Origin of the sequence: Actinomadura sp. NPDC048955 (assembly GCF_040649435.1) — a bacterium.
GTDB classification, from domain to species: Bacteria; Actinomycetota; Actinomycetes; order Streptosporangiales; family Streptosporangiaceae; genus Spirillospora; species Spirillospora luteofluorescens.
This window is the reverse complement of the sequence record NZ_JBEZJI010000045.1, coordinates 1-26,590: the sequence shown is the minus strand read 5'-3', so window position 1 is coordinate 26,590 and position 26,590 is coordinate 1. Positions and strand designations below refer to the sequence as shown.

24 protein-coding genes and 1 tRNA gene are annotated in these 26,590 nt (G+C 74.6%); 16 read left to right on the top strand and 9 right to left on the bottom strand.

From position 1 onward, the window contains the following. The first annotated feature begins 56 nt into the window (after positions 1-56). Positions 57-545, top strand: a complete 489-nt coding sequence (locus tag AB0C84_RS32355; protein ID WP_361073999.1) for a MarR family transcriptional regulator — start codon at positions 57-59, stop codon at positions 543-545. A gap of 47 nt (positions 546-592) precedes the next feature. On the opposite strand, the gene AB0C84_RS32350 is transcribed toward AB0C84_RS32355, so the two are convergent. Then, entirely contained in the window at positions 593-1,696 is a 1,104-nt protein-coding gene (locus tag AB0C84_RS32350) for an alpha/beta hydrolase (RefSeq protein WP_361073937.1), read from the bottom strand. Between the two features lie 137 nt (positions 1,697-1,833). Between AB0C84_RS32350 and AB0C84_RS32345 the strand changes: the two genes are divergently transcribed. Continuing rightward, positions 1,834-2,634: a tryptophan 2,3-dioxygenase family protein gene (locus AB0C84_RS32345; protein WP_258939917.1), complete on the top strand. Its 801-nt coding sequence runs from the start codon at positions 1,834-1,836 to the stop codon at positions 2,632-2,634. After that, a complete protein-coding gene (locus tag AB0C84_RS32340) occupies positions 2,624-3,934 on the top strand; it encodes an NAD(P)/FAD-dependent oxidoreductase (RefSeq protein ID WP_361073935.1) in 1,311 nt (436 codons plus the stop codon). Before AB0C84_RS32345 ends, AB0C84_RS32340 begins: the two co-directional genes overlap by 11 nt. Here AB0C84_RS32340 and AB0C84_RS32335 read toward each other — a convergent pair. Next, positions 3,863-5,311, bottom strand: a complete 1,449-nt coding sequence (locus AB0C84_RS32335; protein WP_361073933.1) for a DHA2 family efflux MFS transporter permease subunit — start codon at positions 5,309-5,311, stop codon at positions 3,863-3,865. The two genes, AB0C84_RS32340 and AB0C84_RS32335, sit on opposite strands and share 72 nt — an antisense overlap. A 206-nt stretch (positions 5,312-5,517) precedes the next feature. Between AB0C84_RS32335 and AB0C84_RS32330 the strand changes: the two genes are divergently transcribed. Then, entirely contained in the window at positions 5,518-5,757 is a 240-nt protein-coding gene (locus AB0C84_RS32330) for a hypothetical protein (protein WP_361073931.1), read from the top strand. A 172-nt stretch (positions 5,758-5,929) separates the two neighbouring features. Here the strand turns inward: AB0C84_RS32330 and AB0C84_RS32325 are convergent, their stop codons facing one another. Genes AB0C84_RS32325 through moaA form a run of 3 tightly spaced genes read right to left on the bottom strand, consistent with a single transcriptional unit; the run spans position 5,930 to position 7,813 of the window. Further along, a complete protein-coding gene (locus AB0C84_RS32325) occupies positions 5,930-6,202 on the bottom strand; it encodes a DUF6457 domain-containing protein (RefSeq protein ID WP_179841767.1) in 273 nt (90 codons plus the stop codon). Between the two features lie 49 nt (positions 6,203-6,251). Beyond that, entirely contained in the window at positions 6,252-6,818 is a 567-nt protein-coding gene (locus tag AB0C84_RS32320; RefSeq protein ID WP_361073928.1) for an NTP transferase domain-containing protein, read from the bottom strand. A 5-nt stretch (positions 6,819-6,823) separates the two neighbouring features. Then, the gene (gene moaA / locus AB0C84_RS32315; protein ID WP_361073926.1) at positions 6,824-7,813 is read right to left on the bottom strand and encodes a GTP 3',8-cyclase MoaA; all 990 of its coding nucleotides are present in this window, start codon (positions 7,811-7,813) and stop codon (positions 6,824-6,826) included. Between the two features lie 107 nt (positions 7,814-7,920). Here moaA and AB0C84_RS32310 point away from each other — a divergent pair, with 107 nt between their 5' ends. Then, a complete protein-coding gene (locus AB0C84_RS32310; protein WP_361073924.1) occupies positions 7,921-8,748 on the top strand; it encodes a lysophospholipase in 828 nt (275 codons plus the stop codon). Between the two features lie 22 nt (positions 8,749-8,770). On the opposite strand, the gene AB0C84_RS32305 is transcribed toward AB0C84_RS32310, so the two are convergent. Both AB0C84_RS32305 and AB0C84_RS32300 read right to left on the bottom strand, forming a co-directional pair. Continuing rightward, positions 8,771-9,964 (bottom strand): RtcB family protein, encoded by a 1,194-nt coding sequence (locus tag AB0C84_RS32305; protein WP_338743456.1) that lies wholly within the window; start codon positions 9,962-9,964, stop codon positions 8,771-8,773. A gap of 48 nt (positions 9,965-10,012) precedes the next feature. Then, positions 10,013-11,800 carry a SelB C-terminal domain-containing protein gene (locus AB0C84_RS32300; RefSeq protein WP_258939925.1) on the bottom strand — a complete coding sequence of 596 codons (1,788 nt, stop codon included), beginning with the start codon at positions 11,798-11,800 and terminating at the stop codon, positions 10,013-10,015. Between the two features lie 290 nt (positions 11,801-12,090). On the opposite strand from AB0C84_RS32300, the gene AB0C84_RS32295 reads away from it, so the two are divergent. After that, positions 12,091-13,578 (top strand): MFS transporter, encoded by a 1,488-nt coding sequence (locus AB0C84_RS32295; protein ID WP_361073922.1) that lies wholly within the window; start codon positions 12,091-12,093, stop codon positions 13,576-13,578. 44 nt (positions 13,579-13,622) lie between these two features. After that, on the top strand, positions 13,623-15,593 hold the full coding sequence (locus AB0C84_RS32290) for a propionyl-CoA synthetase (protein ID WP_258939927.1): 1,971 nt from the start codon (positions 13,623-13,625) through the stop codon (positions 15,591-15,593). A 29-nt stretch (positions 15,594-15,622) separates the two neighbouring features. Here the strand turns inward: AB0C84_RS32290 and AB0C84_RS32285 are convergent, their stop codons facing one another. Together AB0C84_RS32285 and selD are read right to left on the bottom strand one after the other, a co-directional pair. After that, complete coding sequence (locus AB0C84_RS32285) at positions 15,623-15,898, bottom strand: GlsB/YeaQ/YmgE family stress response membrane protein (protein WP_361073920.1); 276 nt, start codon at positions 15,896-15,898, stop codon at positions 15,623-15,625. 77 nt (positions 15,899-15,975) lie between these two features. Beyond that, complete coding sequence (selD, locus tag AB0C84_RS32280; protein ID WP_361073918.1) at positions 15,976-16,965, bottom strand: selenide, water dikinase SelD; 990 nt, start codon at positions 16,963-16,965, stop codon at positions 15,976-15,978. Between the two features lie 177 nt (positions 16,966-17,142). Here selD and AB0C84_RS32275 point away from each other — a divergent pair, with 177 nt between their 5' ends. The 9 genes from AB0C84_RS32275 to AB0C84_RS32235 form a co-directional block, all read left to right on the top strand. After that, positions 17,143-18,996: an AMP-dependent synthetase/ligase gene (locus tag AB0C84_RS32275; RefSeq protein ID WP_361073916.1), complete on the top strand. Its 1,854-nt coding sequence runs from the start codon at positions 17,143-17,145 to the stop codon at positions 18,994-18,996. A 10-nt stretch (positions 18,997-19,006) separates the two neighbouring features. Then, positions 19,007-19,102 (top strand) — tRNA-Sec (locus tag AB0C84_RS32270). 46 nt (positions 19,103-19,148) lie between these two features. Then, on the top strand, positions 19,149-19,340 hold the full coding sequence (locus tag AB0C84_RS32265) for a DUF3099 domain-containing protein (RefSeq protein ID WP_258939932.1): 192 nt from the start codon (positions 19,149-19,151) through the stop codon (positions 19,338-19,340). Then, positions 19,337-19,963, top strand: coding sequence for a trimeric intracellular cation channel family protein (locus tag AB0C84_RS32260; protein WP_179841777.1), 627 nt, complete (start codon positions 19,337-19,339; stop codon positions 19,961-19,963). Before AB0C84_RS32265 ends, AB0C84_RS32260 begins: the two co-directional genes overlap by 4 nt. Positions 19,964-20,241: 278 nt before the next feature. Next, positions 20,242-21,054 (top strand): formate dehydrogenase accessory sulfurtransferase FdhD, encoded by an 813-nt coding sequence (gene fdhD, locus AB0C84_RS32255; RefSeq protein ID WP_361073914.1) that lies wholly within the window; start codon positions 20,242-20,244, stop codon positions 21,052-21,054. A gap of 160 nt (positions 21,055-21,214) precedes the next feature. Beyond that, on the top strand, positions 21,215-22,147 hold the full coding sequence (locus AB0C84_RS32250; protein ID WP_258939934.1) for a metal-dependent hydrolase: 933 nt from the start codon (positions 21,215-21,217) through the stop codon (positions 22,145-22,147). Between the two features lie 103 nt (positions 22,148-22,250). Further along, positions 22,251-23,096, top strand: coding sequence for a M24 family metallopeptidase (locus tag AB0C84_RS32245; RefSeq protein ID WP_361073912.1), 846 nt, complete (start codon positions 22,251-22,253; stop codon positions 23,094-23,096). Then, entirely contained in the window at positions 23,093-24,862 is a 1,770-nt protein-coding gene (locus AB0C84_RS32240; RefSeq protein WP_361073910.1) for an SDR family oxidoreductase, read from the top strand. Before AB0C84_RS32245 ends, AB0C84_RS32240 begins: the two co-directional genes overlap by 4 nt. Before the next feature lie 51 nt (positions 24,863-24,913). Beyond that, positions 24,914-26,590 (top strand): NAD(P)/FAD-dependent oxidoreductase (locus tag AB0C84_RS32235; protein ID WP_361073908.1); only part of this gene is annotated, 1,677 nt, incomplete at its 3' end.

Here is a 26,590-nt window from a genome sequence, read left to right as displayed (position 1 = left end):
AAGTAGTTTCCGTGCGCGACGCAGTCAAGACCGCATACGGTGGGCCGGTGCCCGACATGCCCGATCCCATCGCCGAGGCCCACCGCCAGTGGAGCGGCCGCTGGCCCGAGCACGCCGACCGCATGGCGGCCGTCACCTCCGTGATGCGGGCCCAGCAGCTCCTGCTGAGCCGGATCGAGGCCGCCCTCAAGCCCCACGGGCTGACGTTCGCCGCCTACGAGGCCCTGCGCCTGCTCGCCTTCGCCCGCACCGGGACCCTTCCCATGGGCAAGATGGGCAACCGCCTCATGGTGCACCCCGCGTCCGTGACCAACGTGATCGGCCGCCTGGAGCGGCGGGGCCTGGTCGGCCGCCGCCCCTCCCCCGACGACCGCCGCGTCGTCCTCGCCACCATCACCCCCGCGGGCCGCGACCTCGCCGAGGAGGCCACGCTCGCCCTCAACGAGTCCGGCTTCGGCATCGCCGGCCTCCCCGCCGCCGAGGCCGCCGACGTCACCACGGCCCTGCGGCGCGTCCGCCTCGCCACCGGCGACCTGGAGCGCTGACGGATCGGCCGGGCCCCGGCCGATCCGCACGCGGTCGCCGCGGCGGCTCAGCGGGCGCGGACCCAGGCGTCGACCAGGTCGGCGACCTCGGGCCGGGAGCGCGGCAGGTAGTGGGTGTCCCTGATGCGGTGGAGGGTCCGGTCGGACGCGGCGAGGGCACCGAGGATCGCGCGGGCGTCGCCGTCGTAGACGCACTCGTCCGCCGTGGCGTGCACCACCAGGGACGGGACGGTAATGCGCGCCAGGTGCGGGGCGGCGGTGCACTGCGAGGTGCGCAGGCTCCACATCGACAGCCAGGACCGCAGCGTGCACAGCGAGCCGATGCCGAACACGCCGTAGTTGGCCTTGGCGGGGTCGCCGAGGTAGCAGCGGTTGGGCTCCCGGTCGGACGGCTCGATGGCGGGGTCGATCATTCGCAGGTCGGCCCAGGTCCGGTGCACGGTGAACAGGGCGTCGCGGGCGCGCGTGCCCTTCAGGGCGTCCAGGCGGGCGAGGACCCGGTCGGTGATGCGCTCGTTGCGGGCGCGCTGGGCGGCGCGGTAGCGGGCCTGGAACTCCGCGCTGAACGGGGGCCCGTTGCCGGGGTCGAAGGGGTCGAGGGACGGGTCGGCCGAGAGCGGGTCGGTCTCGTCGGTGACCGAGGGGTCCATCCAGGCGGTGAGGACCTCGGGGCGGCCGGAGTGGGCGGCGAGCGCGACGAACAGGTCCCCGGCGGGCAGGTCCTCGATGGCGGCGACCGGGCGCATCCCGGCGACCGGCGTGACGTTGGGGTCGACGGCCTGCGACTGGTAGGCCGCCATCAGCGAGCCGCCGCCGGAGTTGCCGAGCAGGACGATCCGCTCGGCGCCCGCCCGCTCGCGGAGCCAGCGCACGCCGGCGCCGATCTCGGCGAGGGCGTGGTCGAGCAGGAAGTACGCCTCGTTGCCGCGGAAGCGGGTGTTCCAGCCGAGGAAGCCGTACCCGCGGGCCGCGAGGTGCTCGGCGAGGTAGTGCTCGGAGAAGTCGACGTTGTAGTGGGTCGCGATGAACGCGGTCCTCGGGGCGGCCCCGGCCGGCCGGTGGTAGATCCCCTGGCACGGGTGGCCGCCCGCGCCGGCCCGGCCTGCCAGGGGCGACGGCAGCCCCACGAACTCCCTGACGATCTCGCCCATCCGGCGCCTCCCGGCTCGATACCGAATCAGGTTCTGATCGTAGGGGGGTATGGACGCGGTACGGCCACCCACCGCCTGGACGTGCCCGTCCATCCCATATGCTGCGGATCACATCCGTTGTGTCGCAAGGAGGCGTGATGGCGGATTCGCCGACGATGACGTACGGCGGCTATCTCAGGCTCGACGACCTGCTGTCGTGCCAGGAGCCGAAGACGCGTGCGCACGACGAGCTGCTCTTCGTGATCATCCATCAGGTCTACGAGCTGTGGTTCAAGCAGATCCTGCACGAGGCCGCGCTGCTGCAGAGCCGGATGGAGGAGGGCAACAGCGGCGGGTCGCTGCACACCGCCCGCCGCATCGCCAAGATCCTCAAGACCGTCGTCGGGCAGCTGGACGTGCTGGAGACGATGACGCCCCGGCAGTTCGCCGCGTTCCGCGACGCGCTCGGCAACTCCAGCGGCTTCCAGAGCGAGCAGTTCCGCGAGATCGAGGCCGTCCTCGGGCGGCGCTCCTTCCCCGCCTCCGACCTGCGCGGCGACGAGCGCCTCCAGGCGGCCGTGTCCCGCCCGTCGGTGTTCGACTCGCTGCTGCGCTACCTCGCCGGGCGCGGCCATCCCGTCCCGCGCGAGGCGCTGGAGCGGGACTTCTCCCTGCCGTGGGAGCCCGACCCCGGGGTGCAGAAGGTCCTGCTCGCCGTCTACGCGGACGAGTCCGGGCCCGCCGCCGAGGTCTGCGAGGCGCTCGTCGACGTGGACGAGGGCATCCAGGAGTGGCGGTACCGGCACCTGAAGATGGTCGAGCGCACGATCGGCGCGAAGATCGGCACGGGCGGCTCGGCCGGCGCCGACTACCTGCGCAGCACCCTGTTCGCCCCCGCCTTCCCCGACCTGTGGGAGGTCCGCTCCCAGACCGAGGAGGTCCCCGTCCATGGCGGCTGAGGGCGGCGAGCGGGTCGCGATCGTCGGCGCGGGCCTGGCGGGCTGCCTGCTCGCGGTGCTGCTCGGCCGCCGCGGCATCGCGGTGACGGTGTACGAGAGGCGGCCCGACCCGCGCGTCGCGGGCGCCGAGCGGGGCCGCTCGATCAACCTGGCGGTCTCGGCCCGGGGCCTGGCCGCGCTGGAGCAGGTAGGCCTGCGCGACCAGTCGCTCAAGCAGGCGCTGCCCATGCACGGGCGGATGGTGCATCCCCTGGCGGGCGGGCAGAACTTCCAGCCCTACAGCGCCGACGGCGAGCGCGCCATCAACTCCATCAGCCGCGCCGAGCTGAACCGGTCGCTGCTCGACACCGCCGAAAGCACGCCGGGGGTCACGCTGCGGTTCTCCCAGCGCGTCACCGGCGTGGACGTCGAGGCCGGCGCCCTCCTGCTGGAGGACGCGGACCCCGAACCCGCCGACGTCGTCCTGGCCGGGGACGGCGCCTACAGCGCGGCCCGCCGGTCGCTGCGCCTGGACGAGGACGCCGACTTCCTGGAGCACGGCTACAAGGAGCTGACCGTCCCGCCGAGGGACGGCGGTTTCGCGCTCGACCCGGACGCGCTGCACATCTGGCCGCGCGGCACCTCGATGATGATCGCGCTGCCGAACCTGGACCGCTCGTTCACCTGCACGCTGTTCTGGCCGAAGCAGGACTTCGCCGCCCTCGACACCCCGGAGAAGGTCAGCGCCTACTTCGAGCGGCACTATCCCGACGTGGCGGGCCTCATGCCGGACCTCACCGGCGACTACGAGCGCAACCCGGTCGGGTCGCTGGTGACCGTCCGGTGCTGGCCGTGGACGCGGTACGGCCGCGGCGCCCTGGTGGCGCTGCTGGGCGACGCCGCGCACGCGATCGTGCCCTTCTTCGGGCAGGGCGCGAACTGCGCCTTCGAGGACTGCATCGAGATCGACCGGTGCCTGACCGAGACGGGCGGCGACTGGCGCCGCGCGCTGTCGCTCTACCAGGAGCGGCGCAAGGCCAACACCGACGCGATCGCCGAGATGGCGCTGGACAACTTCGTCGAGATGCGCGACCGGGTGTCCTCGCCGGTGTACCGGGCGAAGCAGGCCGCGACGCACGCGCTGGAGCGCCGCCTGGCCGGACGTTACGTCTCCCGCTACGAACTCGTGTCGTTCTCGACGATCCCCTACGCGCGGATCCCGGCGCGGATCAGGCGGCAGAACCGGGTGCTAGCCGCGGCCGCCTTCGGTTCCGCGGCGGCCCTCGGCCTCGGACTGCGCGCCCTCGTCCGGCGCGGCTGACACCGGGCGGCGGCCGGCGGCCAGGTCGGCGACCGCCGCCACCAGCGCCGCCAGCACGAACCCCAGCACGACGATCAGCCCGCGCCGGAACGCCGCCGCCCAGTCCCCGCCCGTCCCGGCGATCGCGGCGAAGAACACCGACCCGACGGCGGCGACGCCCATCGCGGTGCCGACCCGCTGCCCGGTCTGCAGGACGCCCGCCGCGCTGCCGCCCTCGGTGTAGTCCACCTCCGACAGCGTGATCGTCTGGTTCGGCGAGATCACCAGGCCGCTGCCGAGCCCGGCCAGCAGCAGCGGCGCCGCGGTCGCCCACGCCACGCCGCCGCCGGGCTTCAGCTCCACGGCGAGCCAGGCCGCGCCGAGCCCGGCCAGCACCAGGCACAGGCCCACGGCGACGAGGGGACGGCCGTAGCGGGTCACGATCCGGCCGCCGAGCGCGGACGCGGCACCCGACCCGAGCGCGAACGGAGTGATGGCGAGGCCCGCCCCGAGCGCGCTGTAGCCGAGGCCGTTCTGCAGGTAGAGGGTGAAGATGAAGAACACCGCGGTGAATCCGGCGAAGTACAGCAGCGCGATCGCCGAGCCCAGGGTGTAGGAGCGGAGCCGGAACAGCGCGAGGACGACCATCGGCGTTCGCGCCCGGCGCTCCCACGCCGCGAAGGCCGCCAGCAGCACGGCGCCCGCCGGCATCAGCAGCCACTTCAGGTCGCTCCGCCACTGCTGCTCCTGGACGAGCGGCAGGAGCACGCACAGGACACCCGCGCCCAGAAGCAGCACCCCGAGCGGGTCCAGGCCCTGCCGCGGCCCGTAGACGGGTTCGGGCAGCAGCCGCCACGCCAGGAACAGCGCCGCGATCCCGACCGGGATGTTGACGTAGAACACCCACCGCCAGCCCTCCGCCGACCCGGCGATCGCGATCAGCCCGCCGCCGAGCAGCGGGCCGACGGCGGTCGCGATCCCGATGACGGCCCCGAGCGCCCCGAACGCCCGTCCCCGCTCGGCGCCCCGGAACAGCTGCTGGATGAGCCCCGCGACCTGCGGGTTGAGGATGCCGCCCGCGACGCCCTGCACGAGCCGGGCGAGGACGAGCAGCAGGATCGTCGGGGCGAGGCCCGCCGCCGCGCTCGCCACCGTGAACAGGGCCAGCCCGGACATGAACACCGCCCGGCGGCTGCGGGCGTCGCCGAGCCGCCCGGCCGGGACCAGCACGAGCCCGAAGGTCAGGGCGTACCCCGACAGGATCCACTGGAGCTGCGCGTCGGACGCGTGCAGCCCCGCCCGGATCGACGGCAGCGCCACATTGACGATGCTGACGTCCAGCAGCGTCATGAAGGCCGCGACGAGGCACACCGAGAGCGCCTGCCAGCGCTTGTTCATTGCCTTTTCTCCTCCTTCGGGCCCGGAGGGCCCTCCATCGTCGATAAGGCGGGCGATCGCTGGCATCGCTGCGACTCGCCTGGCGGGTCGCTGCGCGATCAGATTCTTGCTTCGCTCGAATCTGCCTTCGGACGCGATCGCGACCATTGAGGTCGTTGCGTGGTCGCGGTGGTGGCTGAGGGCGCTGTGATGGCTAAGGTCGGCTCATGACCGACGTTGAACCGGAGGACGGGGCCGAGGAGTTGCAGTGCTCCGCCAAGGGGTGCCGCGCGGACGCCGTGTGGGCGCTGCGGTGGAACAACCCGAAGATCCACACGCCGGAGCGGCGGAAGATCTGGCTCGCCTGCGACGAGCACCGCGAGAGCCTGTCGGCGTTCCTTGATCGCCGCGACTTCCTGAAGGACGTGGTGCCGGTCGCCGAACGCGACGAGCCGGCGGACGGCTAGGGCCTGTCTCGAAGTGCCCGGCCACGCGCGCGAACGCGTGACCTGCCCGGTGGAGCGAGGCCGGAGGCGAGCGGAGCCCGGCAGATCGCGAAGCGATGCCGCGTTCGCCCAGTGCCGGTCACGTAGCGAGCCGCAAGGCGAGCGAAGTGGGCCGGGACTGTGAAAACACAGCCTAGGCGTCGTCGAGGACCGGCTCGCCGGCCTGCTCGGGCACCTCGGCCCGCCAGCCCTCGGCCATCTCGGTCAGCCGCGCGGCGCCGTCCCGCGCGGGCACGCCGCGGCCGACCGCGAGGCCGAGCAGGTAGGCCGTGAGCGGCGCGCCGGGCCGTGCGACGTTGTGGGCGACGTCGCGGGCGAGGTCCAGGACCAGGCCCTGGTCGACGTCCCCGCGCTCCAGGCCCAGTTCGAGGCACGCCGCGTTGATCCAGTCCTCAAGGACAGCCATGGGTTCCCCCTTCGAGCATGGTCCTGGTGGTGTGCCCACTCTCCCACGATCAAAGCAGGCGCTCGGCGGCGGCCAGCTGTTCGGGAGTGTCGCAGTCGAACCACGCGGGGCGGCCGCCGGGCGGCGGCGCGACCGGGACGGGGGCCAGCGGGCCGAGCAGGCCGCGCAGGGACGCGCCGTCGTAGGCGGCCAGCGCCTCCCGCAGGGCGGCCGCGCGCCAGCAGCCCGCGAGCCACTGCTCACGGCCCTCCCCGTCCACCAGGACGGCCCCGTCCCGCTCCCCCGCCGCCTCCAGCAGCGCGGCGACGTGGGCGGGCCGCAGGAACGGCAGGTCCGCCGCCAGCAGCACCAGCCTGGCCGCGCGGACCTCGGCGAGCCCGGCGCGCAGCGCGGGCACCGGCCCGCCGCCCGGCGGGTCCTCGCGGACGACGACGGCGCCCGGCAGGACGTCGCGGCGCGGCCCCACCACGATCAGCCGGGACGCGCCGGACGCGGCCGCCGCCGACCATTCGATCAGCCGGCGTCCCCCCACGGAGGCCGCGGGCTTGTCGGCGCCGAACCGCCGGGCGCGCCCGCCCGCGAGCAGCACGGCGTCGAAGGGCGTGCCGGCGTCCACGCGGCTCAGCCGCCGATCGCCGACATGGGCCGGGCGGGCTGGAGGAACGACGGGTCGTCGATGCCGTGCCCGGCGCGCTTGGTCCGCACGGCCGCGCGCCAGCGGTCGGCCAGTTCGGCGTCGGCGGCGCCGGCGCGCATCGCGTCCCGCAGGTTGGACTCCTCGGTGGCGAACAGGCAGTTGCGGACCTGCCCGTCGGCGGTGAGCCGCACCCGGTCGCAGGCGCCGCAGAACGGCCGGGTCACCGAGCCGATCACGCCGACCGTCTCGGGGCCGCCGTCGACCAGGAACGACTCGGCGGGGGCGCTGCCGCGCTCGTGCCCGGTGTCGGGCACGAGGTCGAACTCGGCGGACAGCCGGTCCAGGATCTCGTCCGCGGTGATCATGTTCTCGCGGGTCCAGCCGTGCTGGGCGTCCAGCGGCATCTGCTCGATGAACCGCAGCCGGTAGCCGTGCTCCAGGCAGTAGCGCAGCAGCGGGACGGCCTCGTGGTCGTTGACCCCGCGCATCAGCACCGTGTTGATCTTGACCGGGGCCAGCCCCGCCCGCCGCGCCGCCGCCAGCCCCTCCAGCACGTCGGCGAGCCGGTCGCGGTGCGCGAGGCGCCGGAAGGTCTCGCGGTCGAGGGTGTCGAGGGAGACGTTCACCCGGTCGAGACCGGCCTCGGCCAGCGGCGCTGCCAGCCGGTCGAGCCCGATCCCGTTGGTGGTCAGCGAGATCTGGGGACGCGGCGCCTGCTCCGCCGTCCGCCGCACGATGCCGGCGAGCCCGCGCCGCAGCAGCGGCTCGCCGCCGGTGTAGCGGACCTCGGTGACGCCGAGGTCGCGCACGGCGAGCCCGACCAGCCGGACGACCTCGTCGTCGGTGAGCAGTTCCGGCTTCGGCAGCCAGTCCAGCCCCTCGGGCGGCATGCAGTACGAGCAGCGCAGGTTGCACCGGTCGGTGAGGGAGACCCGCAGGTCCGTCGCGGTACGGCCGAAGGTGTCGACCAGCACGGGCACCCCTTCCTGTCGCGGTCTGGATCTCCAGCCTATTGCGGCGGTTGACGATCCGATCCCCCGCGGGAGACGGTGATCTTCAGCCGAGGAGCAGGGAGGCCGGAGTGGCGACGTCGCGGGAGTGGGAGTTCGCGGGCACGCGGGGAGCGGTCAACGCCCGGATCTGGGCGGACGGCGAGCCGCGCTACGTCGCGGTGCTCGTGCACGGCTACGGCGAGCACCTCGGCCGCTACGACCACGTCGCGGACGTCCTGGTCGGGCACGGCGCCGTCGTCTGCGGCCCGGACCACGCGGGCCACGGCCGCTCGGCCGGCGACCGCGTGCTGGTCGAGGACTTCGCGGACGTCGTCGCCGACCTGCACACGGTCGTGGAGGCGGCCCGCGGCGACCACCCGGACCTGCCCGTCGTCATGATCGGCCATTCCATGGGCGGTCTGATCGCCGCCCGGTACGCCCAGCTCCACGGCGCCGGCCTCGCCGCGCTCGTGCTGTCCGGCCCGGTCCTCGGCCGCTGGCACGTCGTCGAGGAGCTGCTGCCCCTCGACGCGATGCCGGACGAACCGATCGACACCTCCACGCTCTCGCGCGACCCGGCCGTCGGCAGGGCCTACACCGAGGACCCCCTGATCTGGCACGGCCCGTTCAAGAAGCCCACCGTCCGGGCGCTGGACGACGCCCTGCGCCGCGTCAACGAGCACGGGTCCCTGGGCGCGCTGCCGACCTTCTACGTCCACGGCGAGGCCGACGAGCTCGTCCGCCCGCGCGACACCCGCGTCGGCATCGACGCGATCCGCGGGGACGACCTCACCGAGCGCCTCTACCCGGGCGCCCGGCACGAGGTCTTCAACGAGACCAACCGCGACGAGGTCCTCGCCGACGTCACCGCCTTCATCGACCGCGTGCTGCCGGAGGCGCCGAAGCCCGGCTCGTGAGGCGACGGCGCCCCGGCGGGGGTCAGCCCTTCACGCAGATGAGCTGGCGGAGGTGCGCCACGACCTCGACGAGGTCGGACTGGGCCTCGATCACCGCGTCCAGGTCCTTGTAGGCGCCGGGGATCTCGTCCACGACACCGCTGTCCTTGCGGCACTCGACGCCCCTGGTCTGCTCGACCAGGTCCTCGACGGTGAAGTGCTTGCGGGCCTTGTTGCGGCTCATCCTGCGGCCCGCCCCGTGGGAGGCGGAGTTGTAGGCGGTCTCGTTGCCGAGGCCGCGGACGATGTAGGTGCCGGTCGCCATGGAGCCCGGGATGATCCCGAGGTCGCCGCGCCCGGCGCGGATCGCGCCCTTGCGGGTGACGAGCAGCTCGACGCCGCCGTACTCCTCCTCCGCCACGTAGTTGTGGTGGCAGGAGATGACCTCGCCCCACCTGCAGCGCTTCTCGCCGAACCGCTTGGTGACGACGTTCTGCGCGAGCGCGGTCATGACGGCGCGGTTGCGGCGCGCGTACTCCTGCGCCCAGAACAGGTCGTGGCGGTAGGCGTCCATCTTCGCGGTGCCCTTGAGGAACACCGCGAGGTCGCCGTCCGGCAGGTCCTGGTTGTGGGGCAGCTTGCGGGCGGCCTCGATGTGGTGCTCGGCCAGCTCGTTGCCGATGTTGCGCGACCCCGAGTGCAGGACGAGCCAGATCGCGCCGTCGTCGTCGGCGCACAGCTCCAGGAAGTGGTTGCCGCCGCCGAGCGTGCCCATCTGCGAGCGGGCGCGGCCGTGGCGGGACCGGACCGCCGGGTGCAGGTCGTCGAAGCCCTGCCAGAAGTCGTACCAGCCGCGTTCCTTGAGGCCTGGGAGCGCGGACGGGTCGACGGCGTTCTTGTGCGAGCCGCGGCCCACCGGGATCGCCCTCTCCAGGCGGCTGCGCAGCCCGGCCAGGTCGTCCGGCATGTCCTCGACGGTGAGGGACGACTTGACGGCGGTCATGCCGCAGCCGATGTCGACGCCCACGGCCGCCGGGGACACCGCGTCCCTCATCGCGATCACCGAGCCGACGGTGGCGCCCTTGCCGTAGTGGACGTCAGGCATCACCGCGAGGCCCTCCACCCACGGCAGGGCGGAGACGTTGCGCAGCTGGTCGAGGGCGAGGTCCTCGACGCTCTGCGGGTCGGTCCACATCCGGATCGGGACGCGTCCGCCCTTCAGGGTCTGGTACGGCATTCCCACTCCTTGATCGACGGAACCGGACCGCGATCTATGACGCCAGAGTCACCCCTCCCGGTTCAACCGGTTTTCGCCCTGCCGGCGCTCGGTGAGGCCGAGCCTGTCGAGGTGGCGCAGCAGGGCGACGGCGACGTCGCGGCCGGTCCCGAGGGCGTCGCCGGCCTGGGCGGGCGTGAACGGCTGCGGCAGGCCCGACAGGACGCGCAGCGCCTCCCGGTCGGCGCCCGGGAGCAGCACGAGACCGTCGTCGATCCGCAGGACGGCGCCCGCGCGTTCGGCGCCGGCGAGGGTGTCGCCGGTGAGGCCCAGCTCTTCGAGGCGCCCGGCGCTGGGCGGCTCGAACGGGGCGTCGGCGAGGTCGGCGCGAAGCCGCTCCACGGCCGCGGCCCAGGGCGGAGGCGGCGTCGCGGCGACCGCCGTCGGCGCGGGCTCGGCGGCCGGTGCCGGGGCGGGGCCGGCGGCCGGGCCGTAGACGCGTCCCGCGGCCGGGCCGTAGACGCGTCCCGCGTCCAGGCGCAGCGGCGGCCGGACGAGCGCGGCGACGAGCTCCCGGGACGGCAGGCCGAGGCGCAGCCGGACCGCCTCCATCGGGATCCCGGGGGCGCTCGGGCTCGCGGCGGCGTGCCGGGACGTCTCCTCGGCGAGCCGCTCGAACAGCGACCGCCAGTGCGCCGGGTCGGCGACCCACTCGCCGTTCAGGGCGACGGCGCCGGCCGGGGGCGCGCAGCCCATGAGCGACAGCTCCGAACGGCGGAGCACGCCGTGCCGCCGGAGCACCACGGCGCCGTCCGGGCGGTCCGGCCAGGTCGCCAGCTCCCGGGCGCGGGCGGCGCCCGCGCCGCGGCGCACGAGGGTCGGCGGCCGGACGTCCAGGACGCTCACCCCGGCGATCGAGCGGCGCTCGGGGTCGCGCAGGAGCCCGATGTCGCCGAGGTGGAGGGCGAGCCGGGTGTTGAGGGTCAGGCGGGCGGTGTCGGGGCCGAGGGGCCGCAGCCCGACCGCGACGGCGGCCGACCCGATGTGCAGCGTCATCCGCCGCGCGAGCCTGCCGGACGCCTCGCCGAAGCGGGTCCGGACGTCGACGGAGGTGGTGTGCGTCCAGGCGCCCGGGGTGACCAGGGCCATGCCGGCCTCGACACGGCCCGCGTCGCGCAGCGTCAGCACGACGCGGGAGACCCCGCCGACCGAGTCGCGGGGCTCGTCGGCGCAGCCGATCGTCCGGACGCGGACCCGCTCGCCCGCGGGCATGAGGAGCAGCTCGTCCCCCACGGCGACCGTGCCGGCGGCGAGGGTGCCGGCGATGACGGTCTGCCGCCCGGCGGTGAACGCCCGGTCGGCCCACAGCCGCACCGGGGCCGCCGGGTCGGGCACGGGCAGCCGGCCGGCGAGGCGGTCGAGCGCGGCGGCCAGCTCGGCCGTCCCGGCGCCGGTCTCGGCGCTCACCGCGACGGCCTCCGCGCCGCGCAGCGCGGTCCCGGCCAGCCGCTCGCGGATCTGGCGGAGCGCGGGCTTGGGATCGGCGGCGTCGGCCTTGGTGACGGCGAGGACGCCGAAGCGGACGCCGAGCGCGCCGAGGGCGTCCAGATGCTCGCGCGTCTGCGGCATCCAGCCCTCGTCGGCGGCGACGGCGAGCAGGACCGCGGACGCGGGCGCCGCGACGGCGAGCATGTCCGGGACGGACCGCTCGTCCCCCGGGGCGTCGACGAACGCGACGCGCCGGCCCGAGGGCAGCTCCGTCCAGGCGCCCGTCTCGCCGGGCCGCCTGCCCGTGAGGGCGCGCACGAGCGCCGACTTGCCGTGCCCACCGTGACCGGCGGTGGTGACGACGTGCATCAGCGTCCTTTCCGGGCCTGAACGCCGATGGCCGCGCGAAGGCGGGCCGTGCGGGGAGTGGCGGTGCGGGGAGTGGCGGTGCGGGAGGTGATGCGGGGGTTGCGCAGACGAAGGTCCACGAAAGGCAACCCTAGGGACGTGCGGGCCCCGCGCAAAACGCCGACGCGCTGGCGCGTCGCGCCGCACCCTCGGGCATCGAGGGGTAAATCCTCCGCTCTACACTTATTTAGGTTAAGTAACTACATGCCGCGCGCCGGAGATCCGGCGACCGGCCGATGCGGGAGGTTCGCATGACCGGCGCCCCGGCGGCTCGCAGGACAGGCGCCCCGGCGGCGGGCGGGGCCGGTGCCCCGGCGGCGGGCGGGGCCGGTGCCCCGGCGGCGACCGGAGCCGGCGCCCCGGCCGGCCGGCCCACCGGCCCCACCCTGCTCGCGCTCGCCGTCGCCGGAATGGTCGTGTCGGTGCAGCAGACGCTCGTGCTGCCGCTGCTGCCGCAGCTCATGGTCCGGTTCGACGCCCCCATCACGGACGTGACGTGGGTGTTCACCGCGTCCCTGCTGGCCGGCGCCGTCGCCACCCCGCTGCTGACGCGGTTCGGCGACATGTACGGCAAGAAGCGGATGATCCTGCTCGCCCTCGCGCTGCTGCTGGCCGGCTCGGTGCTGTGCGCGGTGTCCGGCACGCTGCCGGTGCTCATCGCCGGGCGCGCCCTGCAGGGCGTCTCGGCGGCGATGATCCCGCTCGCCATCGGCATGATCCGCGACACGTTCCCGGCCGAGCGGGTCACCACGGCGATCGGCATCGTCAGCGCGACCATGGGCGTCGGCGGCAGCGCCGGCATGATCGTGACCGGGCTGATCGCGGCCCGGACCGGCAGCCACCACCCGGTGTTCTGGATCGCCGCCGCGCTGGCGGCCGCCGGGCTGGTGCTGGTCGCCGCGACGGCGCGCGACGTCGGCGTCCGCGCCGGCGGGCGGCCGGACCTGCCGGGCGCCGCCCTGCTCGCCGGCTGGCTCGTCTGCCTGCTGCTCGGCATCAGCCAGGGCAACGCGTGGGGCTGGACGTCCGGCGGGGTCCTCGCCCTGTTCGGCGCCGCGGCCGCGCTGTGCGCGGTCTGGGTGGCGGTCGAGCTGCGGGTCCGCGCGCCGCTGGTGCGGCTGGGCCTGCTGGTCGGCCCCCGGTCGCTGTCGGCCAACGTCGTCTCGGCGCTGCTCGGCTTCTCGATGTTCGCCGCGTTCACGCTCATCGCCGGGTTCGTCCAGGCACGGCCGGAGGAGGTCGGCTACGGACTCGGCGGCTCGGTGCTGGACGTCGGCCTCTACATGCTGCCGAGCACCGTGACGATGCTGCTGTTCTCGGCGATGGCCGGGCGCCTCGCGGCCCGGCTAGGCCCGGCCTACACGCTCGCGATCGGGTCGGCGTTCGCCGGGCTGTGCTACGCATGGCTCGCGGTGTCGAACTCGCACGTGTACGACATGCTCGCGTTCAGCGCCATCCAGGGGATCGGGTTCGGGATCGCCTACGCCGCGCTCGGCACCCTCGCCGTCCGGCACGTCCCGATGGACCAGAGCGGGATCGCCAGCGGCATCAACTCGCTCGTCCGCACCACGGGCGGCAGCGTCGCGGGCGCCGTCACGGCGTCGATCCTGGCCGGACGGGCCGCGGGCGCCGGCGTCCCCTCCCTCGGCGCCTACGAGCTGTGCTTCTGGGTCGTCTCCGCGGGGGCGGCGCTGGCCGCCCTCATCGCCGTCGCGCACGCCCTGCGCCACCCCGGGTAGACCCCGTCCGGCGGCGCGGGCCCTTGACGAACCGGCCCCGCGCCATGCCCTATAGGTGTGCGGCCCGAATCGCGGCGACGCCGGTCCGGGCCTCCGCGCAGATCCGGGCCAGGACCCGTCACCGGGAGGACGACATGGGCGCCTACGCGGCCGCGTACGAACGCAGCATCGCCGATCCGACCCGCTTCTGGGGGCTGGCGGCACGGGACGTGCGGTGGCTCGTACCGCCGGACCGGGTGCTGGACGACGGGGCGCCGCCCTTCTACCGGTGGTTCACCGGCGGCGAGCTCAACACCTGCGACAACGCACTGGACCGGCACGTCGAGGAGGGCCGCGGCGAGCAGGCCGCGCTGATCTACGACAGCCCCGTCACCGGGACCGTGCGGACCTACACCTTCCGGGAGCTGACCGGCCTCGTCGCGCGGTTCGCCGGGGCGCTGCGCGCGCAGGGCGTCGACCGCGGCGACCGCGTGGTCATCTACCTGCCGATGGTGCCCGAGGCGGTCATCGCGATGCTGGCGTGCGCGCGGCTCGGCGCCGTGCACTCGGTGGTCTTCGGCGGGTTCGCGGCGCGGGAGCTGGCCGTGCGCATCGACGACGCCCGCCCGAAGGCGGTCGTGTCGGCGTCCTGCGGCATCGAGGCGGGCCGGGTCGTCCCCTACAAGCCGCTGCTGGACCGGGCGCTGGAGCTGGCCCGGCACAAGGTCGAGCGGTGCGTGATCCGGCAGCGCGAGCAGCTGCACGCCGACCTCGTGCGGCCGCGGGACGTGGAGTGGGACGAGGCGGTCGCGGCCGCCGAGCCCGCCGGGTGCGTGCCCGTCGCCGCCACCGACCCCCTCTACATCCTCTACACCTCCGGCACGACCGGGCGGCCGAAGGGCGTCGTGCGCGACAACGGCGGGCACGCGGTGGCGCTGCGCTGGTCGATGGAGAACGTGTTCGGCGTGGGGCAGGGCGACGTCTTCTGGGCGGCCTCCGACGTCGGCTGGGTCGTCGGCCACTCCTACATCGTGTACGCGCCGCTGCTCACCGGCTGCACCACCGTGCTGTACGAGGGCAAGCCGGTCGGGACGCCGGACGCGGGCGCGTTCTGGCGCGTCGCCGCACAGCACCGGGTGAAGGCGCTGTTCACCGCGCCGACCGCGATCCGGGCGATCAAGAAGGAGGACCCCGAGGGCACGCTGCTCGCCGGGCACGACCTGTCCGCCCTGGACACGCTGTTCCTCGCCGGGGAGCGCCTCGACCCCGACACCTACCGGTGGGCCTCGCGCGTCCTGGACCGCCCGGTGATCGACCACTGGTGGCAGACCGAGACCGGCTGGCCGATCGTGGCGAACCTGCGCGGGCTGGAGCCGATGCCGGTCAAGGCGGGGTCGCCGTCGGTGCCGGTGCCGGGGTACGACGTGCGGGTCCTCGGCCCGGACGGCTCCCCCGTCCCGCCGGGCGCCGACGGCGACATCGCGATCCGGCTGCCGCTGCCGCCGGGCACGCTGCCCACGCTCTGGCAGGACGACGAGCGCTTCGTCGAGTCGTACCTGACGAAGTTCCCCGGCCACTACCTGACCGGTGACGGCGGGCACGTCGACGAGGACGGCTACGTCTGGGTGATGGGCCGCACCGACGACGTGATCAACGTGGCCGGGCACCGGCTGTCCACGGGGACGATGGAGGAGGTCGTCTCGTCCCATCCGGCCGTGGCCGAATGCGCCGTGATCGGCGTCCACGACCCGCTCAAGGGACAGGTGCCGCGCGGGCTGGTCGTGCTCAAGAGCGGGATCCTGGCCGAGCCCGGCGAGGTGTGCGCCGAGCTGGTCGCGATGGTGCGCGAGCAGATCGGGCCCGTCGCCGCGCTCAAGGAGATCTCCGTCGTGCCCGCGCTGCCGAAGACGCGGTCGGGCAAGATCCTGCGGGGCGTGATGCGGGGCATCGCCGACGGGCAGGAGGTTTCCGTCCCGTCCACGATCGAGGACCCGGACGTGCTGGACGGCCTGCGCCCCGTCCTGCGCCGGGAATGAGGGCCGTTCCGGAGGGGGCGGGCCCCGCGTCACAGGTGGCGGCCGGTCCGCTTGGGCCAGAACGCCGCCACCAGGAGGACCGCGGCCACCGCGAGGAGGACCTGGAAGAGGGCCTCCCACAGGTTCCAGCCGCCCTCGCCGAGGCCGCACAGGTGGACCAGCCCGGTTCCGCCGAACGCCGCGACGACGCCGACCGCCACGAGCAGCCACGCCGGAATGTTCTCGCGGCCAGGCACGACGAACCTGCCCAGGACGCCGATGACGGCGCCCAGGATCACGGCGGCCACGAGCCCGCCGATGGTCATGCCTCGCCTCCCCCGTCCCGATGGGGCCTGCCGGGAACCTACCCCCGTCCCCGATCGGCGACACGGGAGCCGGGCGGCTAGCGGACGACGAGGGTGCGCCGGCCTCGGCCGACGAGCTCGCCGACGATCGGCGCGCCCGGGATCTCCCCGGCGACCAGCAGCCCGCCGGAGGTCTGCGCGTCGGCGAGCAGCAGCCGCTCCTCCTCGGCGATCCGGCGGAAGTCGGCGTGCGGCGACACCCACGCCAGGTTGCGGCGGGTGCCGCCCGGCACGAACCCGTCCCGCACCGCGGCGCGCGCGCCGTCGAGGTAGGGGACGGCGGAGGCGTCCACGACGGCGGTGACGCCGCTCGCCCGCGCGAGCTTGTACAGGTGGCCGAGCAGACCGAAGCCGGAGACGTCGGTGGCGCAGGCGGCGCCGTGTTCGAGCGCGGCCAGGCCCGCCGCCGCGTTCAGTTCCGTCATGGCCGCGACCGCGTGCGGGAACACCTCCCCGGTCGCCCTGTGCCGGGCGTTGAGCGCGCCGACGCCGAGCGGCTTGGTCAGCGTGAGCGGGACACCGGGACGGCCCGCGTCCAGCCGCAGCAGCCGGTCCGGGTCGGCGGTGCCGGTGACCGCGAGGCCGTACTTCGGCTCGGGGTCCTCGATGCTGTGCCCGCCGGCGATCGCGACGCCGGCCAGGGCCGCCGTGTCCCGCCCGCCGCGCAGTACCTCGCGGGCCAGCTCGGCGGGCAGCGCGTCGGCGGGCCAGCCGAGCAGGTTCAGGGCCATCAGCGGCACGCCCCCGACCGCGTAGACGTCGGACAGCGCGTCGGCGGCGGCGATGCGGCCCCAGTCGTAGGCGTCGTCGACGACGGGGGTGAAGAAGTCGGCGGTGGAGACGACGGCCCGGCCGCCCTCGAGGCGCAGCACGGCGGCGTCATCGCCGTCGGGGCCGCCGACGAGGAGCGCGTCGTCTCCGCCGGTGAGGCCGGCCACGACCCGCTCCAGCTCCCCTGGCGGAATCTTGCTCGAGCCGCCGCCGCGCGCGTACTGCGTCAGGCGGGCCACGGGGGCGAGTCGGGTCACCGCTGAATTTAACGCACAACTACCTCAAATGATCAACAAACGGACGGTACCCACCCGGTCACCGATCGCCGACCGGTCCCCGCGACCGGCCCGGAAAACCGGCGAACCCCTTGTCCGAACCCGGTTCGGCGTGATGCGATTTCCCCTCTGCAAGTCATCACTTACTAACCACCGACCATGAGGGGCGACATGGGGATCCAGGAACAGCGGGCCGACCTCGACCGGGCCGTGGCGGGGCAGACGATCTGCACCGCCCTCGCCGCGACCGCCGCGCGGCACGGCGGCAGGCCCGCCTACTCCGACCGGACCGGCGGCGAGTGGAGCACCCTCACCTGGGCGGACACCCGGACCCGCGCGCTGGAGACGGCCGCCGGGTTCGCCGCCCTCGGCCTGGAGGCCGGCGACGTCGTCGCGCTGATGATGCCGAACCGCTCCGAGCACGTGCTGGCCGACCTCGGCGCGGTGCACGCCGGCGGCGTCCCCACCACCGTGTACGCGACGCTCGCGCCCGACCAGGTCGCGTTCGTCGCCGGCCACTGCTCGGCCAGGTACGCCGTGCTGGACGGCGCGGACCAGCTCGGCCGCTGGCTGCCCGTCCTGGACCGCCTCCCCGGCCTCCGCAAGATCATCGTGGTGGACGCCGGCGCCTGCCCGCCCGGCGACCGCTTCCTCACCTGGGACGCCTTCACCGAGCTCGGCCGCCGGGAGCTGGCCGCCGACCCGCTCGCGATCGACCGGCGCTGGCAGGCGGTCGGGCCCGGGGACACCGTCACCCTCCTGTACACCTCCGGCACCACCGGCGACCCCAAGGGCGTCCTGATCACGCACTCGATGGTGCTGCACGAGGCGGAGATGGTCGAGCGCAGCTCCGTCCTGCCCGAACACCCGGCCGGCGTCTCCTACCTGCCGTTCGCGCACATCGCCGACCGCGTGCTCAGCTACTACCTGCCGGTCCGGCTCGCCTCCCACGTCCACTTCTGCCCCGACCCGGCCCAGCTGACGACGATCCTCGGCGAGGTGCGGCCGCACTCCTTCTTCGGCGTCCCGCGCGTCTGGGAGAAGATCATGGCCGGCATCCAGGCGGTGCTGTCCGCCGAGCAGGACGAGGCGAAGAAGCGGGCGGTCGCCGCCGCCCTGGACGCCGGCCGCGCCCACGTGGCGGCGCAGGAGCACGGCGGCACCCTCACCCCGCAGATCACCGAGGCCTTCGAGCGGGCCGACCAGGCGGTCCTCACCCCCATGCGCGCCCTGCTCGGCCTGGACCGCGTCCGCCAGGCCTCCAGCGCCGCCGCGCCGCTGCCCGTCGAGGTGGCCCGGTTCTTCGCCGGGCTCGGCCTGAAGATCTTCGACGCCTACGGGATGACGGAGACGACCGGCGCCATCACCGCCAACCTCGCCGACTCCTTCAAGCTCGGCACCGTCGGCCGCCCGTTCCCCGGCGTCGAGCTGAAGCTCGCCGACGACGGCGAGATCCTCGTCCGCGGCGCCACCTGCACCCCCGGCTACCTGGACCGCCCGGACGCCACCGCCGACCTCATCGACGCCGACGGCTGGGTGCACACCGGCGACGTCGGCCGGCTGGACGGGGACGGCTTCCTCACCGTCGTCGACCGCAAGAAGGAACTGATCATCACCGCGGGCGGCGAGAACATCGCCCCCTCCCTGGTCGAGAACCGGCTCAAGGAGCACCCGCTCATCGGCCAGGCCCTGGCCTTCGGCGACCGCCGCCCCTACGTCGTCGCCCTCATCACCCTCGACGGCGAGGTCGCGCCCGTCTGGGCGGCCGCCCACGGCGTCGACACCACCGACCTCGCCGCCCTCGCCGACCACCCGCTCGTCCTGGAGGAGGTCGCCCGGGCCGTCGAGGACGCCAACGCCCGGCTCGCCCGCGTCCAGCAGGTCAAGCGGTGGCGCCTGCTCACCGCCGAGTGGACCGCCGAGAGCGAGGAGCTCACCCCGACCCTCAAGCTGAAGCGCCGCGTCGTGCACACCAAGTACGCCGCCGACATCGACGCCCTCTACACCGGCTAAGATCACCGCCGGAGGCGTGTGAGCGCCTGGTGGCCTCCCCGGCCTTCAAAGCCGACGGTCCCGAGGATCTCGGGACGGCGGGTTCGATTCCCGTACGCCTCCGCCATCGCGCCCCCCGCGGGCGGGCGGCGGGCGCGACGTAACGTGAGGGCATGAGGCGTCGCAAGCTGGCCTACGGGATCATGATGGGCACGTGCCTCACCCTGTTCGTGCTGGCCTGGGCGGTGGTCCGGTTCTACTCGCACACCGCGGCGATCGCGATGACGGTGGTCGCGCTGGTCATCCCGCCGTTCGCGGTGGTGGTGGCGAACTGGAACATCGACCGGACGGACCGCCGTAGGTGAGCGGCCACGGGGTCGCGTGGGTGCTGGACCTCGCCGGGATCTTCGTGTTCGCCGTGTCGGGGGCGCTCGCGGCCGTCCGGCAGCGGCTGGACGTCGTCGGGATGGTGGTGCTGGCGGAGATCACCGCGCTCGGCGGCGGGATCCTGCGCGACCTGATCATCGGGGCCGTGCCCCCGGCGGCGTTCACCGACCTCGGGTACGTGCTGGTGCCGATGGCGGCGTCGGCGCTGGTGTTCTTCTGGCATCCGCAGGTGACGCGGCTGCTGCCGGCGGTGCTGCTGTTCGACGCGGCCGGGCTCGGGCTGTTCTGCGCGACCGGGACGGTCAAGGCGCTCGAGTACGGGCTCTCGCCGGTGCACGCGGTGCTGCTCGGCATCGTGACGGCGGTGGGCGGCGGCATCCTGCGCGACGTGCTGGCGGGCCGGATCCCGGCGGTCCTGTACGACCGGCAGCTGTACGCGGTGCCCGCACTGCTCGGCGCGGCCGTGACGGCCGGCGCCGAGAGCGCGGGCCTGCACGGCGGCGCCGTCACCGCGGGCGCCGCCGCGCTGGCGTTCGGGCTGCGCGTCCTCGCGATGCGGCAGGGGTGGCGGGCGCCCCGCCCCCGCGGCGTGCCCGACTAGCTGTGTTTCGAAGTCCCGGCCCACTGCGCTCGCCTGGCGGCTGTGTTTCCACGTCCCGGCCCACTGCGCTCGCCTGGCGGCTCGCTGCGTGACCGGTACTGGGCGAACGCGGCATCGCTTCGCGATCTGACCGGTGCGCTCGCCTCCGGCTTCGCGGCACCGGTCAGGTCACGCGTTCGCGCGTTGCGGCCGGGGCCACTTCGGGACGGGCCCCGGCCCCTCGGCGGCTGTGGCCTGGGCTTCGTTTGGGGCGGGTTTCCGGGGTACCGTCAACGGTCATGGGGCGGATCACCGTGCGCAGGCCCGTGCTGCGGCTGAGCGCGTCCGGGCCGCCGGTGCGCCGGCCCGACACGCTCGCGGCCGAGGAGCCGCTGGAGATCCGCGTCGCCGGCAAGCCGCTCACGATCACGATGCGCACGCCCGGGCACGACTTCGACCTGGTCGCCGGGTTCCTGGCGGCCGAGGGCGTGGTCGGCCGGGCCGGCGAGATCGCGGCGATGCGGTACTGCGCCGACACCGAGGAGCAGAACACCCTGGACGTGCTCCTGGCCCCCGGCGTGCCGCCGCCGGACGACTCCATGACGCGGGCGTTCACCACCACCAGCGCCTGCGGGGTGTGCGGCAAATCGAGCATCGAGGCGCTGCGCGCCGACCGGCCCTACGAGGTGGCGGCCGACCCGGTGCGGCTCACCCCGGCCGTGCTGGCGGCCATGCCGGAGCGGCTGCGCGAGGCGCAGCGGGTGTTCGACCGGACGGGCGGCCTGCACGCCGCCGGGCTGTTCGACGCCGAAGGCGAACTCCTGGCCGTGCGCGAGGACGTCGGCCGCCACAACGCCGTCGACAAGGCGGTCGGGTGGGCCCTGCGGGAGGAGCGGCTGCCGCTGACCGGAACGGTCCTCATGGTGAGCGGGCGCGCGTCGTTCGAGCTGACGCAGAAGGCGATGACGGCCGGCGTCCCGGTCCTGGCGGCGGTGTCGGCGCCGTCCTCCCTGGCGGTGGACCTCGCCGAGGACGCGGGGATGACGCTCGTCGGCTTCCTGCGCGGCGAGACCATGAACGTCTACGCGGGGGCGGAGCGTATCGCCCTGTGAGCGGCGCCACTTGTCACGCCGGGTCGAAAACCGAGCGGTAACTTGTTGGGTTCCCCTCAAGAAACCGCGGCCCCGGCAGGAGTTGACTGCACTGCCAATGGCACAGCGCGGCGCGGGGGCACGCCGCGGCCGGCCCGGACGCGTGGAAGGCGAGGACCGCATGACGAGGCCCCAGGCGAGCGGCGGTACGGCGCCCGTCGACGAGCGCCATCCGCCGATCAAGCCGCGGCGCGTCTCCTTCGACTGGTCGCGGACCCCGCTGCACTGGGTCCCGGGCGACCCGGTCGCCACCCACATCATCAACTCCTTCCACATCGTCCTGCCCGAGGGCGAGAAGTGGTTCATCCAGTGCGTCAAGGACGCCCGCCCGCACATCCGGGACGAGCGGCTGCTGGAGGAGATCAAGGGCTTCATCGGGCAGGAGATGGTGCACGCCCGCTCCCACCAGGGCGTCCTGGACCAGATCCTGGGACGCGCCGGCATCGACGTCTCCAAGATCACCGACGCGGCGGGCCGGGGCAACGCCGAGCGCCCCGCGCAGATGGCGGCGCTGAAGGAGCGCAACCCGCGGGCGTGGCGGCGCCGGCTGCGCTTCGAGCTGGCCGCGGTCGCCTCGATCGAGCACTACACCGCCGTGCTCGGACAGTGGATCATGGACAACGACCGGCTCGACAAGGCCGGCGTGGACCCGACGATGCTGGACCTGCTGCGCTGGCACGGCGCCGAGGAGGTCGAGCACCGCTCGGTGGTGTTCGACGTCTACAAGGCCATGGGCGGCCGGTACCCGACCCGTGTCGCCGCGTGGGTCGTGTCGCTGTTCTTCCTTTACTGGGCGCTGATCGGCGGCTCGCTCTACCTGCTCAAGCAGGACCCGACGATCAAGCGGCGGGTGACCCCGCTGCGCGCCTACCGCTCCTACCGGCGGTCCGTCCGGCTCGGCCACGTGCCCGGCATCTTCCGGCTCCTGCTCGGTGAGGCGCCCGTCTACCTGAGGCCGGACCACCACCCGTCCAAGGTGTGCTCCACTCCCCGGGCGCTCGACTACCTCACGCATTCGCCCGCCGCGAAGGCCGCGGGTTACGACCCGTACTAGACCCGCACGCCCACTGGACCCGCACGCCCACTGGACCCGCACGGTGGCGGGCGTCACGCCGCGAGGCCTTGACCCGGGCGCGGATCGGCGATTTATTAACGGCGTGTCCAATAAAGCGTCGCTCGCCCGCGTCCACGACGCGGCGGAGCTGGAGCGGTTCCGTGCCGTCCAGCGGCTGTCCTACCGGTGCGCCGAAGAGGTCGCCGGCACGCTCGAACCGGGCGTGACCGAGCGCGAGGCGTGCCGCCGCATGCGCCGGTGGCTGCGCGAGCGCGGGGTCGACGACTGGCTGCACACCCCGTTCGCCTGGTTCGGCGACCGGTCTGCGTTCCGCGGCTTCCGGCTGCCGACGCAGTTCCTGCCCGGCGGGACGCGCCTGGAGGAGGGCATGCCCTACATCCTCGACATGGCCCCGGTGCGGGACGGCCACTCCGCCGACATCGGGTACGGCGGCGTCCTCGGCGAGAACAGGATCTGGGAGCGGCTCGACGCCGACCTCGCCGGCTACCGGTCGCTGATCCTCGGCCTCGTCCGCGAGCGGCGCACGTTCGCCGACATCTACGCCGAGGTCGACGCGCTCATCGAGCGCCAGGGCTACGACAGCCGCCACCGCGCGTATCCGGGGCGCGTCATCGGCCATCAGATCGGCGTCATAGGCGGGATCCTCCCGAAGCGCGTGGGATTCCCATTCGGTGTACGGTTCCTCCAGACCATCGGCCGCGAACTGGTCAAGGAGCGCCTGGAAGGGCGATCCCCGCTCTGGAACGGGGCCGCGCAGTCCCAGCACCCCCCGACGCCCGGGCTGTGGGCGGTCGAGCCCCACATCGGGTTCCGCGGCGTCGGCGTGAAGTTCGAGGAGATCCTCGTGGTCACCGAGGACGACGCGTACTGGCTCGACGACGACCTTCCCCACGTGCACCGGTGGGCCCGACGGGAGACGACCGCATGACACACCCCGCCCCACCCGCGGCCCGGCGGCGCGTCCGCGGCGACGGCGTCGACCTCGCCGTCTACGAGCAGGGCGACCGGTCGCGCCCCACCGTCCTGCTGGTGCACGGCTACCCCGACACCCACGCCGTCTGGGACGAGGTGGCCGCGCGGCTCGCCCGGCGGTTCCACGTCGTCCGCTACGACGTGCGCGGCGCGGGCGCCTCGTCCCGCCCGTTCGGACGCCGGCGCTACACGTTCGAGTACCTGATGGCCGACATGGAGGCCGTCCTGGACGCGACCGCGCCGGAGCGCAAGGTGCACCTGGTGGGGCATGACTGGGGCTCGATCCAGTCGTGGGAAGCGGTCTGCACCATGCCGGACCGTTTCGCCTCCTTCACCTCGATCTCGGGTCCGTGCCTGGACCACGTCGCCCACTGGACGCGGCGGAACCTGGCGCGCCCCACCCCGGCCAACCTGCGGCGGGCGGCGGGCCAGGCCGTCCGCTCCTGGTACATCTACTTCTTCCAGACGCCGGGGCTGCCGGAGCTGCTGTGGCGGGCCGGCATGGCGAAGCCGTTCGCCAAGGCCCTGGAGCTCGGCGAGGGCGTCCCGCCCCGGCCGGGCCACCCTGCCAGGACGATGGCGCGCGACGCCGCGGCCGGGGTCGGGCTGTACCGGGCGAACATGCTCCAGCGGCTGCGCCGCCCGCGCGACCGGCGCACGGACGTCCCGACGCAGGTCATCGTGCCGACCAAGGACCTGTTCGTCTCGCCCCACCTGGTCGGCGGGCTGGCCGGGCGCGTCCCGAACCTGTCGCTGCGCACGCTCAAGGCCGGGCACTGGGTGCCGCGCAGCCACCCGGACGTCGTCGCCCGCTGGGTCACCGAGCACATCGCCGGCGTCCAGGGCGGCCCGCTCGCCGCCGCCGAGGCGCGCGCGCTCAAGCGAGCCCGGGTGACCCGGAGCCGGCGGCCCTTCGACGGCTCCCTCGTCGTCGTCACGGGCGCGGGAAGCGGGATCGGCCGCGCGACCGCGCTGGCCTTCGCCGAACGCGGCGCCGAGGTGGTCGCCGCCGACCTCGACGCGGCCGCCGCCGAGCGCACCGCCGACCTCGCCGGCCGCCTCGGCCCCGCGGGACACGCCTTCCAGGTGGACGTGTCCGACCGCGGCGCGATGGAGGACTTCGCCAAGGCGGTCATGCACGAGCACGGCGTACCGGACGTCGTGGTCAACAACGCCGGGATCGGCATGGCCGGCCCCTTCCTGGAGCACGACGCCGACGACTGGCGCAAGGTCCTGGACGTCAACCTGTGGGGCGTCCTGCACGGCTCACGGCTCTTCGCCCAGCAGATGGTGGAGCGGGGGCAGGGCGGCCACATCGTCAACACCTCCTCGGCCGCCGCGTTCACGCCGACGCGCGCGCTGCCCGCCTACGCGACGAGCAAGGCGGCCGTGCTGATGCTGTCGGAGTGCCTGCGCGCCGAGCTCAAGGGGCAGGGCATCGGGGTCAGCGCCGTCTGCCCGGGGATCGTCAACACCAACATCACCCGCACGTCCCGGTTCGTCGGCCAGGGCGAGCGGGAGGAGGCACGCAGCCGGGAACGCGTCGCGCGCGCCTACGCGCGCCGCGGCTACGGGCCGGACCGCGTGGCGGAGCAGATCGTCGCGGCCGTCCGCGACGACCGCGCGGTCGTTCCGGTGACCCCGGAGGCGCGCCTGGGCTACCTCGGGTCGCGCGTGGCGCCGGGCGTCATGCGACTGCTGGCCCGTCTCGACGTGGGCTGACCGCGCCCCTCCCGGGCGCGCCCGTAGGGTGATCGAGGGGAGGGATGCCGCATGGCTGACGCCGTCGTCGTCGGCGCGGGTCACAACGGGCTCGTCGCCGCCAACATGCTGGCCGACGCCGGGTGGGACGTCGAGGTGCTCGAAGCGCAGCCCGAACCGGGCGGCGCGGTGCGCAGCGACCGGGGAGTCCACCCCGATCACGTGAGCGACCTGTGCAGCGCGTTCTACCCGCTCGGCGTCGCGTCGCCCGCGATGAGGGCGCTGGAGCTCGAGCGGCACGGGCTGCGCTGGCGGCACGCGCCCGCCGTCCTCGCCCACCCGCTCCCGGACGGGCGCTGCGCCGTCCTCGACCGCGACCGCGACGCGACCGCCGCGGGCCTCGACGCGCTCGGCGCGGGCGACGGCGAGACGTGGCTGCGGCTCTGCCGGCTGTGGGACGAGATGGGAGAGGACGTCCTGCGCGCCCTGTTCACCCCGTTCCCGCCGGTGCGGGCCGCGCTCCCGCTGCTGGCCTCGGCGCGCCGGGCGGGCGGGCTCCGCGTCCTGCGCACCCTGCTGGCCCCCGTCCGCACGCTCGGGGAGCAGGAGTTCGCCGGGCCCGGCGGCCCGCTGCTGCTCGCCGGGTCGGCGCTGCACACCGACCTGTTCCCCGAGTCGAGCACCGGGTCGCTGTTCGGCTGGCTGCTCGCCATGACCGGGCAGCGGTACGGGTGGCCGGTCCCCGAGGGCGGCGCGGGCGAGCTGACGGCGGCGCTCGTGCGGCGGCTGGAGTCGCGCGGCGGGCGCCTGCGCTGCGACACCCCGGTCGCCTCCGTCGTCGTCCGGAACGGGCGCGCGCTCGGCGTCCGCACCGCGTCCGGCGAACCGGTGCGCGCCGCGAAGGCCGTCCTCGCCGACGTGTCGGCCCCCGCCCTCTACGGGGGCCTGGTCGACTGGGCGGACCTGCCCGCCTCGCTGCGCGCCGACATGCGCCGCTTCGTCTGGGACCACGCAACCTTCAAGGTCGACTGGGCGCTGTCCGGGCCGATCCCCTGGGCGGCGGACGGCGCCGGGCGCGCCGGGACCGTCCACCTGTCCCCCGGCCTGGACGCGATGACCGACTACAGCGCGCAGCTCGCCACCGGGCGCGTCCCGTCCGAGCCGTTCGCGCTCCTCGGCCAGATGACGACCGCCGACCCCACCCGCTCTCCCGCCGGGACCGAGTCGGTCTGGGCCTACACCCACGTCCCGCACCGGGTGAAGGCCGACGCGGGACCGGACGGGATCACCGGTGTCTGGGACGGGCGCGAGCGCGACGCCATGGCGAGGCGGATCGAGGACGTCGTGGAGCGTTTCGCCCCCGGCTTCCGCTCCCGCGTCCTCGACCGCCGCGTCACCGCGCCGCCCGCCTTCCAGGAGCACGACGCCAACCTGCTCAACGGCGCGCTCAACGGCGGCACGTCGATGCTCCACCAGCAGCTCGTCTTCCGTCCCGCCCCCGGCCTCGGGCGCGCCGAGACACCGGTCGCGGGCCTGTACCTGGCGTCGGCCTCCGCGCACCCGGGCGGCGGCGTGCACGGCGCGTGCGGCGCCAATGCGGCCCGGGCCGCCCTCGCCCACGCCGGCCCGGCGGGACGCCTGCTCACCCCGGCGCTCGGCGCGGTGTGGGGGGGGGGGGGCCCCCCCCCCCCCCCCCGCGGCGGCGCCGGGCGCGGGGGCGGGGTGGCCCCCGCGGCCGGCGGCCCCCCC

What these genes read in the sequence shown, in the direction of transcription:
- AB0C84_RS32355 (WP_361073999.1), top strand. Translation starts at nt 57, where the DNA reads ATGCCCGATCCCATCGCCGAGGCCCACCGCCAGTGGAGCGGCCGCTGG.
- AB0C84_RS32350 (WP_361073937.1), bottom strand. Translation starts at nt 1,696, where the DNA reads ATGGGCGAGATCGTCAGGGAGTTCGTGGGGCTGCCGTCGCCCCTGGCA.
- AB0C84_RS32345 (WP_258939917.1), top strand. Translation starts at nt 1,834, where the DNA reads ATGGCGGATTCGCCGACGATGACGTACGGCGGCTATCTCAGGCTCGAC.
- AB0C84_RS32340 (WP_361073935.1), top strand. Translation starts at nt 2,624, where the DNA reads ATGGCGGCTGAGGGCGGCGAGCGGGTCGCGATCGTCGGCGCGGGCCTG.
- AB0C84_RS32335 (WP_361073933.1), bottom strand. Translation starts at nt 5,311, where the DNA reads ATGAACAAGCGCTGGCAGGCGCTCTCGGTGTGCCTCGTCGCGGCCTTC.
- AB0C84_RS32330 (WP_361073931.1), top strand. Translation starts at nt 5,518, where the DNA reads ATGACCGACGTTGAACCGGAGGACGGGGCCGAGGAGTTGCAGTGCTCC.
- AB0C84_RS32325 (WP_179841767.1), bottom strand. Translation starts at nt 6,202, where the DNA reads ATGGCTGTCCTTGAGGACTGGATCAACGCGGCGTGCCTCGAACTGGGC.
- AB0C84_RS32305 (WP_338743456.1), bottom strand. Translation starts at nt 9,964, where the DNA reads ATGCCGTACCAGACCCTGAAGGGCGGACGCGTCCCGATCCGGATGTGG.
- AB0C84_RS32300 (WP_258939925.1), bottom strand. Translation starts at nt 11,800, where the DNA reads ATGCACGTCGTCACCACCGCCGGTCACGGTGGGCACGGCAAGTCGGCG.
- AB0C84_RS32295 (WP_361073922.1), top strand. Translation starts at nt 12,091, where the DNA reads ATGACCGGCGCCCCGGCGGCTCGCAGGACAGGCGCCCCGGCGGCGGGC.
- AB0C84_RS32290 (WP_258939927.1), top strand. Translation starts at nt 13,623, where the DNA reads ATGCCCTATAGGTGTGCGGCCCGAATCGCGGCGACGCCGGTCCGGGCC.
- AB0C84_RS32285 (WP_361073920.1), bottom strand. Translation starts at nt 15,898, where the DNA reads ATGACCATCGGCGGGCTCGTGGCCGCCGTGATCCTGGGCGCCGTCATC.
- AB0C84_RS32275 (WP_361073916.1), top strand. Translation starts at nt 17,143, where the DNA reads ATGAGGGGCGACATGGGGATCCAGGAACAGCGGGCCGACCTCGACCGG.
- AB0C84_RS32265 (WP_258939932.1), top strand. Translation starts at nt 19,149, where the DNA reads ATGAGGCGTCGCAAGCTGGCCTACGGGATCATGATGGGCACGTGCCTC.
- fdhD (WP_361073914.1), top strand. Translation starts at nt 20,242, where the DNA reads ATGGGGCGGATCACCGTGCGCAGGCCCGTGCTGCGGCTGAGCGCGTCC.
- AB0C84_RS32250 (WP_258939934.1), top strand. Translation starts at nt 21,215, where the DNA reads ATGACGAGGCCCCAGGCGAGCGGCGGTACGGCGCCCGTCGACGAGCGC.
- AB0C84_RS32240 (WP_361073910.1), top strand. Translation starts at nt 23,093, where the DNA reads ATGACACACCCCGCCCCACCCGCGGCCCGGCGGCGCGTCCGCGGCGAC.